General features: G+C 61.1%; 14 protein-coding genes and 1 pseudogene. 6 read left to right on the top strand and 9 right to left on the bottom strand.

The annotated features are described in order from the left end of the window. The first annotated feature begins 113 nt into the window (after positions 1 to 113). Positions 114 to 260, top strand: coding sequence for a hypothetical protein (locus C6W91_RS15485; protein ID WP_370571073.1), 147 nt, complete (start codon positions 114 to 116; stop codon positions 258 to 260). Between the two features lie 28 nt (positions 261 to 288). On the opposite strand, the gene C6W91_RS15490 is transcribed toward C6W91_RS15485, so the two are convergent. After that, positions 289 to 1,524 (bottom strand): tyrosine-type recombinase/integrase, encoded by a 1,236-nt coding sequence (locus tag C6W91_RS15490; RefSeq protein ID WP_370571075.1) that lies wholly within the window; start codon positions 1,522 to 1,524, stop codon positions 289 to 291. 485 nt (positions 1,525 to 2,009) lie between these two features. Between C6W91_RS15490 and C6W91_RS15495 the strand changes: the two are divergent. Next, positions 2,010 to 2,363 (top strand): annotated as a pseudogene (locus C6W91_RS15495) (acyl-CoA dehydrogenase family protein); the annotation flags it as partial. 20 nt (positions 2,364 to 2,383) lie between these two features. Then, the gene (locus C6W91_RS15500) at positions 2,384 to 3,595 is read left to right on the top strand and encodes an acetyl-CoA C-acetyltransferase (RefSeq protein ID WP_370571076.1); all 1,212 of its coding nucleotides are present in this window, start codon (positions 2,384 to 2,386) and stop codon (positions 3,593 to 3,595) included. 138 nt (positions 3,596 to 3,733) lie between these two features. Here the strand turns inward: C6W91_RS15500 and C6W91_RS15505 are convergent, their stop codons facing one another. After that, entirely contained in the window at positions 3,734 to 4,825 is a 1,092-nt protein-coding gene (locus C6W91_RS15505; RefSeq protein WP_370571077.1) for a Zn-dependent alcohol dehydrogenase, read from the bottom strand. Between the two features lie 197 nt (positions 4,826 to 5,022). Then, positions 5,023 to 6,396, bottom strand: coding sequence for a hypothetical protein (locus C6W91_RS15510; RefSeq protein ID WP_370571078.1), 1,374 nt, complete (start codon positions 6,394 to 6,396; stop codon positions 5,023 to 5,025). A 241-nt stretch (positions 6,397 to 6,637) separates the two neighbouring features. Between C6W91_RS15510 and C6W91_RS15515 the strand changes: the two genes are divergently transcribed. The 3 genes from C6W91_RS15515 to C6W91_RS15525 all read left to right on the top strand — a co-directional run bounded on the left by C6W91_RS15515 (position 6,638) and on the right by C6W91_RS15525 (position 9,638). Further along, positions 6,638 to 7,102: a MarR family winged helix-turn-helix transcriptional regulator gene (locus C6W91_RS15515; protein WP_274831522.1), complete on the top strand. Its 465-nt coding sequence runs from the start codon at positions 6,638 to 6,640 to the stop codon at positions 7,100 to 7,102. Positions 7,103 to 7,370: 268 nt separating this feature from the next. Then, a complete protein-coding gene (locus C6W91_RS15520; protein ID WP_274831521.1) occupies positions 7,371 to 8,141 on the top strand; it encodes an enoyl-CoA hydratase-related protein in 771 nt (256 codons plus the stop codon). A 3-nt stretch (positions 8,142 to 8,144) separates the two neighbouring features. Beyond that, positions 8,145 to 9,638, top strand: a complete 1,494-nt coding sequence (locus C6W91_RS15525; protein ID WP_370571079.1) for a 3-hydroxyacyl-CoA dehydrogenase — start codon at positions 8,145 to 8,147, stop codon at positions 9,636 to 9,638. A 29-nt stretch (positions 9,639 to 9,667) separates the two neighbouring features. Here the strand turns inward: C6W91_RS15525 and C6W91_RS15530 are convergent, their stop codons facing one another. From C6W91_RS15530 to C6W91_RS15555, 6 genes are read right to left on the bottom strand one after another with little or no spacing between them, the layout of a single operon-like run. Then, entirely contained in the window at positions 9,668 to 11,041 is a 1,374-nt protein-coding gene (locus tag C6W91_RS15530) for an FAD-dependent oxidoreductase (protein WP_370571081.1), read from the bottom strand. Next, the gene (locus C6W91_RS15535; RefSeq protein WP_370571084.1) at positions 11,028 to 11,888 is read right to left on the bottom strand and encodes an oxaloacetate decarboxylase; all 861 of its coding nucleotides are present in this window, start codon (positions 11,886 to 11,888) and stop codon (positions 11,028 to 11,030) included. Before C6W91_RS15535 ends, C6W91_RS15530 begins: the two co-directional genes overlap by 14 nt. Next, on the bottom strand, positions 11,885 to 12,487 hold the full coding sequence (locus C6W91_RS15540) for a cysteine hydrolase family protein (protein WP_274835330.1): 603 nt from the start codon (positions 12,485 to 12,487) through the stop codon (positions 11,885 to 11,887). Before C6W91_RS15540 ends, C6W91_RS15535 begins: the two co-directional genes overlap by 4 nt. Beyond that, a complete protein-coding gene (locus tag C6W91_RS15545) occupies positions 12,484 to 14,550 on the bottom strand; it encodes a hydantoinase/oxoprolinase family protein (protein WP_370571086.1) in 2,067 nt (688 codons plus the stop codon). Before C6W91_RS15545 ends, C6W91_RS15540 begins: the two co-directional genes overlap by 4 nt. Beyond that, a complete protein-coding gene (locus C6W91_RS15550) occupies positions 14,547 to 16,241 on the bottom strand; it encodes a hydantoinase B/oxoprolinase family protein (protein ID WP_274831516.1) in 1,695 nt (564 codons plus the stop codon). Before C6W91_RS15550 ends, C6W91_RS15545 begins: the two co-directional genes overlap by 4 nt. Next, on the bottom strand, positions 16,238 to 16,804 hold the full coding sequence (locus C6W91_RS15555) for a nuclear transport factor 2 family protein (protein ID WP_274830602.1): 567 nt from the start codon (positions 16,802 to 16,804) through the stop codon (positions 16,238 to 16,240). The genes C6W91_RS15550 and C6W91_RS15555 overlap by 4 nt, the downstream gene beginning before the upstream one ends. Between the last annotated feature and the right edge of the window lie 108 nt (positions 16,805 to 16,912).

Genomic DNA, 16,912 nt, shown 5'->3' on the forward strand with positions numbered 1-16,912 from the left:
AAAGACATGAAATCATAGGAACAACATCAGGGGAATCCTGAATCTGGTCAGAGGCGACATGCTCTAAAGTGCGGGAGATTTCGGGGGGCAGGTCAACAGCAGGAGGATTCACAATGACCAAAGACAATAACGACAACTCAGGCAAGTGGAGTGATCCTACGTCCAGCTATTCAGATGCGATGGCCATCAAGCGCCTGATAAAAAAGGTCAAGGAGCAGAAGGAAAATAAACCGAAGGATGATGATAAAATTTCATCCTGATCTACGTCCGCCGAGGCATCATGCATTCTTAGTGCAATGGTGCCCCTTCAAGGAAATCATGCCATTGCTCCAACATTTTTGCACGTAACCTCAAAAGGGTTGTGCGATTGTATGCTTGCTCGGTTTCGTTACCTATGCGGTGCGCAAGTTGGAGTTCTGCAATATCCCTATTTTGCTGGGTTTCCGCTGCCCAGTTCCGGAAAGTAGATCGTATTCCGTGCGGCACAGCAGGCTGTCCATACTCTTTATCAAAATATCCTTCATCATCACTGTGATGCATACGCTTCATTGTTGCAGAAATGGTCATATCAGAGAGCACCCCACCTCGTGGTGCTGGAAACACAAGACCATTATGATTGGGTTGTGCGTTTATTAACTCTTTCACAGGTGCAATTATTGGGATTTCGTGCGCAATACGGGCTTTCATGCGTTTTGCAGGTATCTTCCAGATTCCCCAAAAGCCAGATTTTTCAGATTCTTTTTCGCTGAAAAACTCGATTTCCTCAAAGGTCATTCCACGCACTTCGCCTGATCGTGCGGCAACAAGCGTCAGCATTATTAGCGCCTTAGCGCCATTACCGTCTCGCATTTTGAGTTCCTGCCACCACCTGTGAGCGTCTTTTAGTTGTAGTGCAGGCATTTTTTTCGATTTCTGAACCTTGGAGGGTTTTGGAAGCAAGTGCTCTAAGTTGCCTTTCCAGACTGCCGGATTTGGATGTGAAGCATATCCTTTGGTGATGGCGTAGTTCAGAACGTATTCAATGCGCCCTCTCGTGCGCTGAGCAGTTTCATTCTTTTTAAGCCAAATCTTTTCCAGTGCTTTGTGAACATCATTCACAGTAATGGTGTCTACAGGCATATCGCCAAGTATCGGAAAGGCGTATTGGGTAAGAGTCGAGGTCCACTGATTGAAGTGTTTCGTGTTGCTGAGTTCTTGCTTTTGCTTGACGAGAGCGTCGCCGGTAACATCCCGAAATGTGGGTATTTCGGTTGGTTTTGCATTGTGTTTTCTTGGGTCAATGCCCTTTGAGCGCAAAATGGAATTTTCTTGGGCAGCTAGTCGAGCATCCTTTAAATCTGTCGTTGCCACGCTGCCCAGTGAAATGTCCACCTGCTTACCATTGACCGTCGTCCTCTGGATATAAACTTTCGTCCCCCCTTTGCGAACCCAAAGGTGCAGTCCAGTATTCTGGTTGTCAAAGTAGCGTCCCGGTGTTTTGGCATTCTTCACGAACGTGACAGTAAGTGGCCCCTTGCGCTTCATGATGACCCCAATTGTGTCCCTAGATATGTCCCTAAAAATATCACGGATAGAGTGAGTTTGCAATGGAACAGTATGGAATATGATATGACAAAAATGTTTTAAAAACAGATATTTAAGGTAATTTGTGGGAACATTCTAGAATGCTAATTATACAGACTTCGTCTCCGCCATTACCCAAGAAATCATGGGAAACGGCGATTAGGGAAGCCTACCCGCCAGCATACCGCTAACAGGTTCACGCTTGGACACGACGTGAAGCATCGGCTTCGGCATGTGCGAAATCGTGGGGAATCTGGACCGGTCGTTTTGCTACTATGCTTTCGGAAGTTGGTCTTTAGCTGCTTTCTATAGCTGTTCGGGTAGGTCTCGCCAGATTGATCTAACCCTGTCTGCCCGCAGAGGTTCAATCTGAAGGTAGCCATTGTGTCTCTGCATCTTCGGTTCCCTAAAGGGAGCCATATTGTGTTTTTGATGAGAGGTTTGGCGCAAAGAAGGTCTTCGGACTTGCGGAAAACCAGCTGGTGCAGGGGTTGCCTGCCGACAGTCAGGCCGAGCTGGCCGCTGCCCGCGCGCTGGTCCGGGATGCGGCGCGCACGTATGACGCAACCGGGGCTGCGGCGCTGGAAGCCTCTTGTGCCAAATATTTCTGCACCGAAATGGCGGGCCGGGTTGCGGACCGCGCTGTGCAGGTGCATGGCGGCGCTGGCTACATGGCCGAATATGCCATCGAAAGACTGTACCGAGACGCGCGGCTGCTGCGCATTTACGAAGGCACCAGCCAGATCCAGAAGATCATCATTGCCCGCAACATCGTGAAGGCCGCAAAAGACCGCATGTAAGCGGCAGGGAAGGAAAGAATATGTTTGAAGACGTCGTAATTTGCGAACCGGTCCGCACGCCGGTTGGCCGTTTCGGAGGCCAGTTCCGCGACCTGCACGCCCATGAGTTGGGCCGCATGGTGATCGAAGGCCTCTTGGCGCGCACCGACCTGCCGGGTGATCGCGTGGACGAGGTGATCTTCGCCCAATGCTACCCATCGATGGATGCGCCGGCGCTGGGCCGTGTGGTGGGGCTGGATGCCGGTCTGCCGATCAGCATTGGCGGCTATCAGATCGATCGCCGCTGCGGCTCTGGCCTGCAGGCGGTGATCAACGCAGTAATGCAGGTGGCGACCGGAGGGTCTTCGCTGGTGATCGCAGGCGGCGCCGAGTCGATGTCGAATGCGCCCTTCTATTCGACCAAGGGTCGCTGGGGCATCAAGGGCACCGCGATGGTGTTCGATGATGCGCTGGCGAAGGGACGTGTGACGGCAGGCGGGATCAACCACCCGGTGCCGGGGGGCATGCTGGAAACCGCCGAGAACCTGCGCCAAGAATACAATATCGGCCGCGAGGAACAGGATGCCTTTGCGGTGGAAAGCCATCGCCGCGCGGTGGCGGCGCAGGACGGCGGGCTGTTCGATGATGAAATCATTCCGGTGTCCGTCAAAAGCCGCAAGGGCGAAGAGACTTTCTCGAAGGATGAGCATCCGCGCCCCGAGGCCACGATGGAGAGCATGGCCAAGCTGCGCCCGATCCGGGGCGGTATCGACAGTCAGGCGACGGTCACGGCGGGCAATGCCTCTGGTCAGAACGACGGCGCCTCGGCGGCGATCATCACCACCCGCGCCATCGCGGAGGAACTGGGGCTCAAGGCCTATGCCCGGATCAAGTCCTGGGCCGTGGCCGGTGTCGGTCCCGAGGTCATGGGCATCGGCCCGGTGCCGTCGGTGGCCAAGGCGCTGGACCGTGCGGGTATGGCGCTGAAGGACATCGACCTGATCGAACTCAATGAAGCCTTCGCGGCGCAGGTTCTGGCCTGCACCCGTGAATGGCAATTCGCCGACAGCGATTTTGAGCGAATGAACGTCAATGGCTCGGGCATTTCGCTGGGGCACCCGGTGGGTGCGACCGGCGGACGGATCATGGCTGGGCTGCTGCGCGAGATGCACCGCCGCGATGCGCTGTATGGGGTTGAAACCATGTGCGTCGGTGGCGGTCAGGGTCTGGCCGCGATCTTTGAAAAGGTCTGACCGGGCCGCGCTTTGCGCCTGATCTTAAAACGGACAGGGCCGCTCTGGCTGGAGCGGCCCTTTTTCGTGTGTGGAGTAGGTGACAGAAACGGCCGCCCCGATGTACTGGGACGGCCGCAGGGTCTGTCAGCCCGTTGGTCAGTCGTTGTTCAGCATGATCACGTTGCGCCGCGCGTTGCCGGCCATGGTGTCGGCAAAGGCCTCGTTCACCTGATCCAGCGTCCAGCGCCCGGTGATCAGCTCGTCCAGCTTCAGGCGGCCCTGCTGGTAGAGGTCCACGATCCAGGGAATGTCGCGCTTGATCACCACGTCGCCCATTTTCGAGCCGAGGATTTTCTGCCCCGCGTCCGCCATCACAAGCGGCGAATAGCTCGCGTTAGAGCCGAAATGCGGCATGCCGACCATGACGATCTTGCCGTTGTGGGCAAGGTAACGGGGCGCCTGATCATAGACCGCAGCGACACCGACCGTCACCAGCACCGCATCTGCGCCGCGCCCGTCCAGCAGCGCCTTCACCTCCTTGAAGGGTTTGCCTTCGGCCAGCACACCATGGGTGGCGCCAAAGGCTTTGGCGTCTTCCAGTTTGGCGGGGTTCATGTCGACCGCGACGATGCGGCGGGCGCCAGCGATACGGGCGCCCTGAATGGCATTGAGGCCGACACCGCCCGCGCCGATCACCACCACGTCGTCACCGGGGCGGACATTGGCGGTATTGATCGCGGCGCCGACGCCGGTGATCACGCCGCAGGAGATCAGCGAGGCCGCATCTTTCGGCATGTCGGCGGGGATCTTCACGATCTGGCTTTGATCCACGACCACCTTTTCGGCAAAGGCGCCGGTGAAAACCGCCTGCCAGACCGGGGCGCCTTCGGTCGTGGTGATCGGGCCCTCGGCCGGATCGCCCGGTTCTTCGCAGACGGTCGGATGGCCCTGGCCGCAGGACGGGCAGGTACCGCAGGAACGGATCAGGGTAACGGCCACGCTGTCGCCTTCGGCAAAACCTTTGACGCCGGTGCCGACGGCGGTCACGGTGCCTGCGGCCTCGTGACCGAAGATCGCCGGAACAGCGCCGCCAAAGCCCCCCTGCCACAGCGAGATGTCCGAATGGCAGACGGCCACGGCATCGATTTTCACCTCGACTTCACCCAGTTCGGGCGCACGCAGTTCCACCTCCTCGATCACAAGGGGCTCTCCGTGTTTGTGGCAAACGGCGGCTTTGACTTTGGTCATGGGAGGTCCTTTCGGTCTGTCGTGTCATGCGCGGGCAGCGCGGATTTCCGTATGTACATGAAGCTGCCGATTGCAGTGGCGCGCGGTCTTGGTCTGGATATCCGCGAAACGGAACATGCAAAGCTTCTCCTCTTTCGCAAATTTTAGGGTGCCATGGTGATTGTTAGCAATCTAATTAAACCACGTGACGCAACGGACTATGCGAAAACCAGCAACGCAACGGTCAGGATCGACATGGCGAGCGTACCATAGGCAAGGTTCCAGCGCAGACCGACGCGGGCGGGATCTTCATCGATCATGCGCGCCGACAAGCGGACTGAGGCCGAAAACGGCGTTACGTTCACCACGATGGACCAGATCGACACCATGGTAACCGCAACCGCGAGCGGGCTGATGGCCAATGGAGTCAGGTTCGGCAGCGTGCCCGCCAGGATGGTGACCGAGATGATCGGGCTGACGCCCACCATCGACAGCAGATAGGCGATCCAGCCCGCCAGCGCCAGAACCGCACCGCTGCCAAGTCCGAGGGCGACGATGGTCTGACCAAGGGCATCGGTGTCGATCAGCGGTAGCACCAGAACACCCAGAAAGGCCGAGGTTGTGAACAGGCCGATTTCGGAGCGCATGCTGGGCAATCCGGGGAGCAGCCCGGTCACGGTGGCTCGGGCGGTGCCGGTGAGCGCCGGAAGCGCGCCCTCATGCCAGCGCTGGATCGCCATCCAGCCAAGGGAGACCAGCGGCAAGCACAGAAGCAGCGCCTGAATGAGTGTAACGCCGAGTATTACGGAGACGCCCCAGGAAAACGACGGCACGAAGATTACCATCCCCATCAAGGGCAGCAATCCAGCAAGGGAGGGCGCCTCGGGCAGGCCCGGAAGCACCCGGCGCGGATAGCTCATCCGGTCGATCCCCCAGCCCAAAAGCAGCATCACCACCGCCAGCGGCAGTGAATAGATGATGATCTGCCCATAGGCGACGCTGGGAATGGCCGCAGTGATCAGTGCCATGGTGACGGTCATCGGCGACCACATCGGAAGCGAGGAAAACCCGCGCATCATGGCCAGCGTCATGCGGCGGCGGCGGATGCCCGCGATGCGCTTTTCCTCGTCGGTCTCGCCGGGAGATACACCCTTGGCGATCATTGTCCCCAAGAGGCCAATGGTCGAGAAATTCAAGAGGATGCCAAATACCGCCGCGCCGAAGGTCAGGACCAGATAGCGGCGGCCCGGGCGCTGGTTCACCAGGATCTCGCCAGAGCGCAGGATCAGCGGTGAGCTGTTCGCGGCGAACTGAAGGAAGCTGAGCGAGGTGAGGAAAAAGGCGAAGAACGCGGCCCGGTCGATGGCAGTGGAGGCGCGGGCAAGATCAAAGGTGCCTTGGCTGACCTCATAAAGCGGTAGCGCTATGCACAGTGAAAGGAGAATTAAAGCGACTTTGGACAGGCCGCGCAGCTCCAGCGCCAGAAAACCCAGGATCCCCACGAGCTCCATCAGCCGCAGAGCGGGCGCATCGGTAAAGATTTCACCGATGGCCCCGAGGCTGACAAGAAGAAGAAAAGCGGACGACAGCATTATTGGGCGCTGTATTGTGACGGCGAGTTTTGCTTGGCCATCTTGTCAGAACTCCTCAGAGCTGTGCGGGTTAGAGTGGTGCAGCTCCGTGCGAGAGCTGCCTCCGGCGGTTGCGGAAGCAGAGCCAAAGCCTTTTGGTTAGGGTATTTATCTTGCAAATAATAATCAAGCTAATTACCCTTTTTTGCCAAGCGGTCGCGCGGGCGGGCCGGGGCAGATTGGCGAAGTATGGGGCGGCAGTATGACCAAAAGCGATAAGGCAACCACGGCTCGCAATGAAGGGGTCTCGGGCCCGGTGTTTCAGGATATCGCGCGGTTTCGCGGCATTCTGTTTGACGGGCTATTGCGGCCGCACGACATCACCATGGCGCAGGGTTGGGCGGTGCTCAGCCTCATGCGAGAGGCTGGTCAGCGGCAGGCGGATCTTGCAGCGAAGCTGGACATCGGGCCAGTGACCACTTCCAAACTGATCGACCGGTTGGAGGCACGCGGCTTTGTTGAACGGCGCGCCGATCCCGGCGACCGGCGGTCGAAACGGATCTTTGCAACAGACAAGGCGCACCAGCTGATGGATATCATGACCGAGACGCAGCGCCAGGTGGATACCATCGCCAATACAGGGATCGAACCGGAAGAGCTGGCCACCACCATGAAGGTGCTGGCGAAGATGCGGCAGAACCTCAAGGCGTCGATGACGCGGGATTGAGGCGGGTCAGGATCTCGTCTTAAGGCTGGGCTCAACCCGGGCAATGCACGGGCTCCGCTGGCCGCGGCTCCTTCCACCGTGCAAGTCGATTGCCCCGACCGTCTGTGACGCGTGCCTTCGCCTCGGCACCTTCTTGGGACGGACGAATCCGTAATTAATTACCAAGCTAATTGTTTGCCAAGTATCTAACCGGCCTTATAAGGGGCGGTAACGCGCCCGGTCCGGTGCAGACCGGACCGGCACCCTTTGCAGTAGGACAGGAGAGAACATGTTTTTGGTGCTCATCGAACGCCCCGGTGACCGGGTTGGTGTGATCCGGCTCAACCGCCCCGAACGGCGCAACGCGCTGTCGACCGAATTTCGGGCGGAAATCGCCAAGGCGGTGACTGAACTGGACGCCGACCCCGGGATCCGGTGCATCGTGATGACGGGCGACGAAAAGGCCTTTGCCGCAGGTGCTGATCTGGCCGAGCTGGCCGAGGTGCGGCCGATGCAGGAGGTCTTCGACCGTCTGGGTGCTGTCAAACGCGCGCTCGAAGCGTCGAATACCCCCGTCATCGCAGCGGTGCGTGGCATGGCGCTGGGCGGCGGTTGTGAGATGGCGATGATGTGCGACATCATCATTGCAGGCGACACCGCCAAATTCGGCCAGCCGGAAATCAAGGTGGGCATCATGCCCGGCGCCGGTGGCACCCAGAAGATCCTGCGCACGGCAGGCAAGGCCAAGGCGCTGCGTTACCTTCTGACAGGCGATCTGTTCCCGGCGGATGTGGCGTTGGATTTGGGCATCGTCTCAGAAGTGGTGCCGGATGCCGAGGTGATGGACACGTCGCTTGCCATGGCCAAGAGGATCGCCGCCCAGCCTGCCAAGGCGGTGCAGGCGATCCGTGACGCGGTGCGCGAGGGGGCGAACACGCCGCTGGATACCGCGCTCATGCTGGAGAACCGCCTGTTCCAGATGCTGTTTTCCACTGACGATCAAAAAGAGGGAATGCGCGCCTTTCTTGAAAAACGCGCCCCCGAGTTCAAAGGACAATAAGTGATGGCTTACGCATTCGACGACATCAAAAAGGTTGGCGTGATCGGCGCCGGGCTCATGGGGGCGGGCATCGCGCAGGTGCTGGCGACTGTGGGCTATGACGTGGTGCTGAACGACATGAACGCCGAGGCGCTGGCCAAGGCGAAGACCGATATCGAAGGCCGCATCGACCGGCTGGTGGAGAAAGGCAAGCTGGAGGCGGACGCCGCCGCTGCGGCCAAGGGGCGGCTGACTACCTCTGGCGATCTGACATCCCTCGCGGATACGCAGATGGTGATCGAAGCCATCATCGAGCGGCTCGACATCAAACAGAGCCTGTTTGCCGAACTTGAAGGCATCGTCAGCGCGGACTGCATTCTTGCGTCGAACACCTCCTCGCTCTCTATCGCATCGATTGCGAAGAACTGCGAAAACCGCGCCCGCGTGGTGGGCATGCACTTCTTCAACCCGGTGCCGCTGATGAAGCTGGTGGAGGTGATCGGCGGCGCGGCCACCGATGCGGGCGTTGTCGATGCGACCTATGAAATGGGCAAGGCGATGGGCAAGGTGCCGGTGATCGCCAAGGATGGACCCGGCTTCATCGTGAACCTGGGTGGGCGGGCCTATTACACCGAAGGTCTGCATATCGAGGCCGAAGGCGTCGCCCCGCCTGAGCAGATCGACCGCATCATGAAGATGGCAGGCGGATTCCGGATGGGCCCGTTCGAGTTGATGGATCTCACCGGCATCGACACCAACTTCCCGGTCTCGACCTTCATCTTCAACGGCTACCATAGCGATGCGCGCCTGCGCACCACGCCGCGCCATGGCTATATGGTCGAAGCGGGGCTGCTGGGGCGCAAGGTGGGGCGCGGTTTCTACGACTACGCGCAGGACCTGCCCAAGCTGCCGACCCCGCCCGAAGCCGGACCAAAGACCCCGCTGACCGCAGTTCTGCCGGAACGCTCCGATGCATTTGCGCCGCTGGTGGAAAAGGGCCTCAGCGCTGCCGAGGATGACGGCAAGGCGCCGATCCTGGTCAGCCCGCTTGGCGAGGATTGCACCAGCACCGTTGCCCGCCTCGGGCTTGATCCCAAACGCACCGTTGCGGTGGATCTGAGCGCGGTCGAACGCGGGATCGTTACCGTCATGACTGCTCCCGGTGGCTCGGATGTGCTGGAGGCGGTGACCACCTGGCTGGCGGGCGCGGGCCTGCATGTCGAGGTCATCAAGGACAGCCCCGGCTTTGTTGCGCCGCGCATCATTTCGATGATCGTGAACCTGTGTTGCGAGATGGCGCAGATCGGCGTCGGCAGCCCCGAGGATTTGGGCAAGGCGATGACCATGGGTCTCAACTACCCGTTCAACCCACTGGAGTATGGCGACAAGGTCGGCGCAGATCGGGTGCTGTCGATCATGGAAGGGTTGCAATCCACTACCGGGTCCGAACGCTACCGCCCCAGCCTCTGGCTGAAACGCCGCGCGCTTCTGGGGCTGTCGCTCAGCACCGCGGACTGACAGGCGCTGCGAAAGGCGGGCGCGCTGGATCAGGCGCGCCCGGCAAGATACCCCAAAGTCACCGCCGCCAGCAGCCCGTTGCCCGATAGATAACCGCTGTCGCCGGTGCCCGAAACGCCGCAGGCCGCGCCGCCCACGGCATGAAGGTTGTCAAAACTTCCACCCGCCGCGCGGCGCACCCGGGTCGTTGCGGGATCGACCTCTAGCCCGCCTTGGGTATGGAACAGCGCGCCGGTGACCTTCACCGCGTGATAGGTTGGGCGCAGTGGCGGGGTCTGCCCGCTCCAGAGTCTGCCAAAGGCGTCCGTGCCCTCGTTGGGTATATCGCCAAGGGTATTGGCCAGCGCATCTGCGGGCAGGTCGGCCGCCTTGGCAAGCTCTGCAATGCTTTCACCGGCTAGCACCGCGCCTTGCTTTTCTGCGTTCTTGAAATCCTCGAACTGCCGCGCCACGGCGGCGATGCGACTGTCGAACACCACCCAGGCGGTGCCGCCCGGCTGCGCCAGTACGGCGCGGGCTGCCTCGGAATAGCCCTGCGCCTCGTTCCAGAACCGTTTGCCCTGGCAATTCACCTGCACGCCGCCTTCGGTGATGGTGGCCCAGGTGATCAGGATGCCATGCGGATGCGCGACATTACCGTGCCCCTGATAGGCGCCCAGATGGTCGGTCGCTGCGCCCAGAGCCTGCCCCCAGGTCACGGCCTCGCCGCGGTTGCCGTCATGGCCGAACCAGACCGCATTGTCGATCTCTGCCATATGGGTGGAGACCATGGTGCGATTGCCACCAAAGCCGTTGCAGGCGAGGATCAGCCGCGCGCAGCCGATGGTTTCTGTACTGTCATCGGGCAGCTGCAACTGGGCGCCAAAGATGCGGTTTTCCTTTGAATAGAGTCTGATTGCGCGGCGATTGCAGATCAGCGGCACATCCAGCGTTTCGATCCGGGCGCGCAGGGCGTCGATCAGTTCCTGCCCGGAACGGGTCGGCAGCCCGTGCATGCGGCGGCGGCTGTGGCCGGGGTAGTCAAAGTCGGTGACCAGTGAAAACGGCAACCCGTGATCGCGGGCCAGCCATTCGATCACCGGCGCCGCCGTGCTGGCCATGCTGGCGACCAGATCCGGATCGTTTTCATCATGGGCCTTGGCCTGAATGTCCTGCGCAAACCGCTCTGCGTTGTCCTGGATGCCTGCCTCGGTCTGAAACTGCGTGCCCGCAGCGGGGATCAGACCGGCGCTGAGCGCGGTGGACCCCGATGGTACGGCGTCGGCCTCGACCAGCAGAACTTCCTGTCCTGCCTCATGGGCGGCCAGGGCGGCCACCATCCCCGCAGCGCCCGCCCCGATGATCAGTGTTTCGACCGTCAGGTCAAAGGATGCGGGCGGTTCAGCGACATCAGGACTTGCCATCGAACCGCTTTCCAAGGGCCAGCATTTCAGGTGTTCCAATGGCCGCGTTCAGCCCGTCGAAATCGTGCATCCGGTCGGAAAATGGCTTGTTAGAGCCTGATTTTTTCAGGCTGGCATAGTAATTCTGCGCGGTCATCGCCAGGGCGCGGACGATACCACCGGGGAAGATCACGATGTCGAAGCCCATGTCCTGAAGGGTCGTGGCCGAGGAAATCGGCGTGGCTCCGCCTTCGACCATATTCGCGAGCAGCGGCACCTTGCCTTTGAAGGTCGCCGCGATTTTTGCCAGCTCGTCACTGTCGCGCGGGGCCTCGATGAACAGCACGTCGGCGCCTGCCTCGATGTAGCTGCCGGCCCGGTCGATGGCGGCATCAAATCCTTCGACGGCGATGGCATCGGTGCGGGCAATGATCAGCGTGTCCTGACGGCGGGCATCGGCCATGGCGGCGATCTTGCCCGACATCTCGGTCTTGGAGATCAGCGATTTGTCGGACAGGTGGCCGCATCTTTTCGGATAGCTCTGGTCTTCGACCTGAAGGGCGGCAGCACCTGCACGTTCATAGCTTTGCATGGTGCGCCGTGCATTGAGCGCGTTGCCAAAGCCGGTGTCGGCATCCATGATCACCGGCAGATCGGTGCGATCCGCGATCAACGCCATGGTATCTGCCATCTCCGAGGCGGTGGTGAGACCGATATCGGGGCGGCCAAGGCGGGTGTAGGCCACCGCGGCCCCCGACAGGTATAGGGCCTCGAACCCGGCATCGGTGGCCAGCGCGGCCGTCAGGCCATCGTAGACACCGGGGGCCAGCAGGATCTCGGGCGAGGTCAGGCGCTTGCGCAGGCTCATGACGTGCCTCCCAGCAGTGTCACTGCCTCGGCGCAGGTCATGATCTCCGTCACCGAGCCGAGAGATTTCAGAGTGGCCTCGTGCACGTCGTCCTTGAAGGCCGCGCAGCCATCCGACAGCAGGATGGTGTGAATGTCGCGCAGGTGGGCATCGCGGACGGTGCTGGCAACGCCGCCATTGGTGACGATACCGCCGATGATCAGCGTGTCGATCTTCATCGCCCGCAGGATATATTCCAGACGGGTTTGATACAGCGCCGAATAGGCCACCTTTTCCACCGTGAAATCGGCCGGAGCCAGAGTATCGACAAGGCTGTGCCCAAAGCTGCCCGGTTCAAAATCGCCCTTGGTCAGAAAGGGGCGCAGCTTTTTCAGGTGCGGCGAGATCAGCGGCTCCCCACCACGACCCGGCACCAGCGTGAACTGGGCGGAGATATAACTACCCCCGGCCTTGGTCAGGGCGGTTTTCACCGGCGCGATCCGGTCCGGAAGGGCCTTGATGCTGTCGGCGCCCTGACCCGCACGGCCATAGGCACCCTCGGGGTGCAAAAAGTCGTTTTGGAGGTCAATTGTCAGCAGGGCAGTGGAGGAGGGGGTCATGCGCTGGCCCTTTCGATCAGTGTATTGCCGTAGGCGTCGACTTTGCCGACGAGCCCGGGTTCGATCAAGACGGTGGTGTCGGGTTGCTCCAGAATGGCCGGACCCGCGATTTCGGCGCCGACGGGCAGGGCCAGCCGGTCATAGAGGCTGGTTTCGTGCCAGGTGCCGTCGAAATGCACCTGCCGCGTGCCCCGGAAGGCCTGCTCGGTACTGCCGTCCTTGGGTGCCAGCGTTGCCAGATCGAACCGCGGACGGCGGCCTGTGATGGCCGAGCGCAGGTTGATCACCCGCCGGGTGCCGTTTTCCAGAAGTCGACCGTAGGTGGCGCGATAAGCCGCATCAAAGGCATCGGCGATCTGCGCCTCGGTCGGCGGTGTCACGACGCCATTTTCAACGGTGACCGGCAGGGTGACGGGCACCGTGTGGGTTTGCCCGAGATAGGCCATATCAAGGGTGAATTCGGTGTCGCGCCGCTCGAAATGGGTGCGCGCCGCGTCCAGTGTGGCCAGCCCGCTGTCGACGTGGCTTTGCATGAACCCGGTCAGGCTTTGCAGGTCGATACCGGCCAGGACCGAATTGATGGTCTGCACGAAATCCTGCCGCATATCGGCGATCACGCAGCCCATCGCCGAGGTCACGCCGGGATAGCGCGGTACGATGGCGCGGGCGAGACCGACCTCGGCCAGCATGGCGCCCGAATGCAGCGCGCCGCCACCGCCAAAAGGCATGAAGGCAAAACGTTCGGGATCAAAGCCGCGCTCGATAGAGACCAGCCTGAGCGCTCCGGCCATACGGCTATTGGCAACGCGCAGGATCGCCTCGGCGGCTTGCAGTGCATCCATGCCCAGCGGACGCCCGACGTGTTCCAGGATCGCAGCCTTGGCGGCCTCGACATCCAGCCGGTCCAGCTTACCGCCGATGGGATTGTCGGGATCGATGCGGCCCAGAACGACATTGGCATCGGTCACGGTGGGGCGGGTGTTGCCCTGACCATAGGCCACTGGGCCGGGAGTGGAGCCGGCGCTTTCCGGTCCGATGTTCAGCAGGCCACCCTTGTCGACCCAGGCAATCGAGCCGCCGCCCGCGCCGATAGTGGTGATTTCGATCATCGGCGAGCGGATCACCATGCCGAAATCGATTGAGGTTTGCGGCGACAGCATGGATGCGCCCTTGGCGATCAGGCTGACATCAAAGGAGGTGCCGCCCATGTCGCCGGTGATGACATCTGGAAATCCGGCCGCTTCGGCAATGTATCCGGCTGCGATGACACCGGCCGCCGGGCCCGACAGAGCAGTGCGGACAGGCAGTTTTGCCGCCGTGTCCACATCCATCACGCCGCCATTGGACTGGACGATCATGAACTCCCCGGCGAACCCGCCGTCCTTCAGCGCGGTTTCGAGCCGCGCTAGATAACCCGAGACTTCGGGTTGCAGATAGGCATTGAGCGCGGTCGTGGAAAAACGTTCGAATTCCCGGATTTCCGGCAGGATCTCCGAAGATGCCGAAACATGCGCATTGGGCCACATCTCGCGCACGGCAGAAACGGCGGCGCGTTCGTTTTCGCCATTGGCATAGCTGTTGGCAAAGAGGATCGCGCAGGCAAGGCACCCTTCGTCGATCAGTTGCTGGGCGGCAGCGCGCACCGCGTCCAGATCCACCGGTGTGCGCACGGTGCCATCGGCCAGTGTGCGCTCCGGCACTTCCAGCCGCAGGGCGCGGTCCACCACCGGAGTGAAGTTCCCCCGCAAACCCCAGGTGCGCGGGCGATCGCGGCGGCGCATCTCCAGAACGTCACGTAGGCCCATTGTGGTGATCACCCCGATCCGGGCGCCCTTACGCTCGAGCAGCGCATTGGTGCCTGCGGTGGTTCCGTGCACCACCACCGAGACGGTCGAAAGATCATCGACGCGGGAATTGATCCCGGAGAGGAAGCCGCCGGATTGGTCCGGGCGCGTGGTGGGCACCTTGGCGACTTCGGCGGTGCCGGTGGCTTCGTCCAGAACGAAGATATCGGTGAAGGTGCCGCCGACATCGACGCCGATCATGCGGTTGCTGCTGGTCATTGGGTCACCTCTTTCCAGGCCGGGCCATAGGTTTCGGTCGCTGCGTCAGGGCTCATCAACCCGCCTGCGACATCGCGGGCGACATCGGCTGCCGGGCGCTGTGACGCAGGGCCGTAGCCGCCGCCGCCTGGGGTATCGAGCCGCACTGACTGGCCGCGCTCCAGCTTGATCCCAACCATTTTCGAGGCCATCGGCGGGTGATGCCAGCCATCTGCCTGCTCGTAGGAAAAGACATTGAGCGCAGCATCGCCGCCGCCAGCCGCGCCCTTGGGCGCAAAGCGGCCACGTTCACCGAAGAGGAAGGCTGTGGCGCTTTCCTCCAGTACTTCAATTTCATAGGTCGCGCCCATGCCGCCCCGATGCATGCCAGGGCCTGCGCTGTCTGGGCGCAGGGCCCATTGCTTGAACATCACCGGATAGGCTGCCTCAAGTATTTCCATCGGCGGGATTGTCGCGGTCGAAATTGGAGCATTGCCGTGGTTCAGCCCGTCGCCTTCGATGGACCCGCCATGGCCGCCGCCGTAAAAGCTGAACATGACCCAGGGCTGACCATTGGCGCGTTTGCCGGAAATCGACAGGGCGTTGATGGTGCCATAGGCATTGGCGACGACGCGATCCGGCGCCGCCTGTGAGGCCGCGGCAAAGATCACGTCAACCATGCGCAGGATCGTTTCGGTGTAGCCGCCGACCGGCGCCGGGAAGGGCGCAGACAGCAGGGATCCATCGGGGATCTTCACATCGATCGGGCGCATTACACCAGAGTTCGCAGGCAGGGACGGGAAGATATGCTTGATCGCCACATAGGCGGTTGCGACCGCCGTCGGCAGTGCAATGTTCACCGGGCCTGCGCAGCGGTCTGCCGTTCCTGTGAAATCCAGCGTCATCCGGTCATCATTGATCTCCAGCGCGACTTTGATTGCCAGCGGCGTATCGGTGATGCCATCATTGTCGAGGAAATCCTCGGCCTCCCATCGACCGTCGGGCAGTTCCGTCAGCTCCGAACGCATCAGCGCTTCGGCACGGTCCTGCAAGGCATCAAGGGCCGCGCGCACAGTTTCGGCGCCATATTCGGCCAGCAATTCATCAAGACGTTTCACGCCCAGATCCAGCGCTCCCAGCTGACCGTTCAGATCGCCCTGCGCCGATTGCGGCAGACGGGTGTTGCGCATCAGAATGTCGGTGATGTCGGTTTGGATCTTGCCTGCCTTGGCCAGCCGGACCGGCGGCAGGACAAAGGCCTCCTGAAAGGCATCGGTGGCAGCGGGGTTGTAGTTGCCTGGCACCGCGCCGCCCACATCGTGCCAATGTCCGACCGAGGCGAGATAGCAGAACAGTTTGCCATCGTGGAAATAGGGCCGCACTAGCCGCATGTCGCTGAGGTGGGTGCCGCCCAGATGCGCATCGTTGAAAATATAGATGTCGCCGTCTTCCAGGTCGCCGTTTTCGGCGGCCTTTTCGATGACGGCCTTCACCGCAAAGGACATCACCCCGACAAAGATTGGCAGGCCGGATTTGCCCTGTACCAGAGTGTCGCCCGACACCGCGTGATAGAGGCCGTGCGATGCGTCATGGGCCTCGGCGATGATTGGGTTGAAGGCGGCGCGAAACAGAGTGGCATCCATTTCATCCGCGATTTGCTCCATCCGTCCGGCCAGCACGGCCAGCGTGATCGGGTCTATCTCTTTGGTCATGGGTTTGCCTTTGTTTCAGCGATATCGTTCCAGACGTCCTGCCGGGTGAGACGCCCGTCCACTACTTCGAAGCGGTCGATGAACCGGATGCCGCTGAAGGGGGTGCCATCCGGCCATTCGCCCGACAGGGTGCCGCGGCAATAGACAACGGCGGCGTCCTGCGGCGATTGCAGCGCTTCGAAGCCCTCGTATGTCTTGGTGACGAAATTGTATCGGGGCTTTGCCCATTCGATCAGCTCTTCCAGCGTCGTCATCGGGGCGGTGCCGGGGAATGTCATGGAGAAGCCGGGAGCCAGCAGCGTCCGGGCCGTGTCTATCTCGCGCGCTTCCATCGCGGTCAGGTAGTTGCGCACCAGAGATACCGGATCGGGCAGGGCGGGGGCGGGGCTGCGATGCGCGCCGCCGCGCATGTAACCCGCAGGATCCAGCTCGTGAATCATAACGGTGACGGCCTCGGGCGGGGCGGGCACGACGATTCGCACCGCGTTGGTCAGCGCCGCGCACAGTCGCGTTTTCTCGTCTGCGCTATATCCCTGCATCACGTGGAGTTCGATGACGGGCATGAAGTCTCCTTTTCTAAATTGGTATTTTTTGTAATACAGATTATTTGCTGCGCATAGGTCAAATATTTTGAACATCTGTGAATAGATTTGTTGCTTTTGAAAAAACCA

This window comes from Phaeobacter sp. SYSU ZJ3003 (assembly GCF_041300735.1).
Lineage (GTDB): Bacteria > Pseudomonadota > Alphaproteobacteria > Rhodobacterales > Rhodobacteraceae > Phycobacter > Phycobacter gallaeciensis_A.

Coding starts and splice junctions, on each gene's coding strand:
- C6W91_RS15485 (WP_370571073.1), top strand. CDS start 114: ATGACCAAAGACAATAACGACAACTCAGGCAAGTGGAGTGATCCTACG.
- C6W91_RS15490 (WP_370571075.1), bottom strand. CDS start 1,524: ATGAAGCGCAAGGGGCCACTTACTGTCACGTTCGTGAAGAATGCCAAA.
- C6W91_RS15500 (WP_370571076.1), top strand. CDS start 2,384: ATGTTTGAAGACGTCGTAATTTGCGAACCGGTCCGCACGCCGGTTGGC.
- C6W91_RS15505 (WP_370571077.1), bottom strand. CDS start 4,825: ATGACCAAAGTCAAAGCCGCCGTTTGCCACAAACACGGAGAGCCCCTT.
- C6W91_RS15510 (WP_370571078.1), bottom strand. CDS start 6,396: ATGCTGTCGTCCGCTTTTCTTCTTCTTGTCAGCCTCGGGGCCATCGGT.
- C6W91_RS15515 (WP_274831522.1), top strand. CDS start 6,638: ATGACCAAAAGCGATAAGGCAACCACGGCTCGCAATGAAGGGGTCTCG.
- C6W91_RS15520 (WP_274831521.1), top strand. CDS start 7,371: ATGTTTTTGGTGCTCATCGAACGCCCCGGTGACCGGGTTGGTGTGATC.
- C6W91_RS15525 (WP_370571079.1), top strand. CDS start 8,145: ATGGCTTACGCATTCGACGACATCAAAAAGGTTGGCGTGATCGGCGCC.
- C6W91_RS15530 (WP_370571081.1), bottom strand. CDS start 11,041: ATGGCAAGTCCTGATGTCGCTGAACCGCCCGCATCCTTTGACCTGACG.
- C6W91_RS15535 (WP_370571084.1), bottom strand. CDS start 11,888: ATGAGCCTGCGCAAGCGCCTGACCTCGCCCGAGATCCTGCTGGCCCCC.
- C6W91_RS15540 (WP_274835330.1), bottom strand. CDS start 12,487: ATGACCCCCTCCTCCACTGCCCTGCTGACAATTGACCTCCAAAACGAC.
- C6W91_RS15545 (WP_370571086.1), bottom strand. CDS start 14,550: ATGACCAGCAGCAACCGCATGATCGGCGTCGATGTCGGCGGCACCTTC.
- C6W91_RS15550 (WP_274831516.1), bottom strand. CDS start 16,241: ATGACCAAAGAGATAGACCCGATCACGCTGGCCGTGCTGGCCGGACGG.
- C6W91_RS15555 (WP_274830602.1), bottom strand. CDS start 16,804: ATGCCCGTCATCGAACTCCACGTGATGCAGGGATATAGCGCAGACGAG.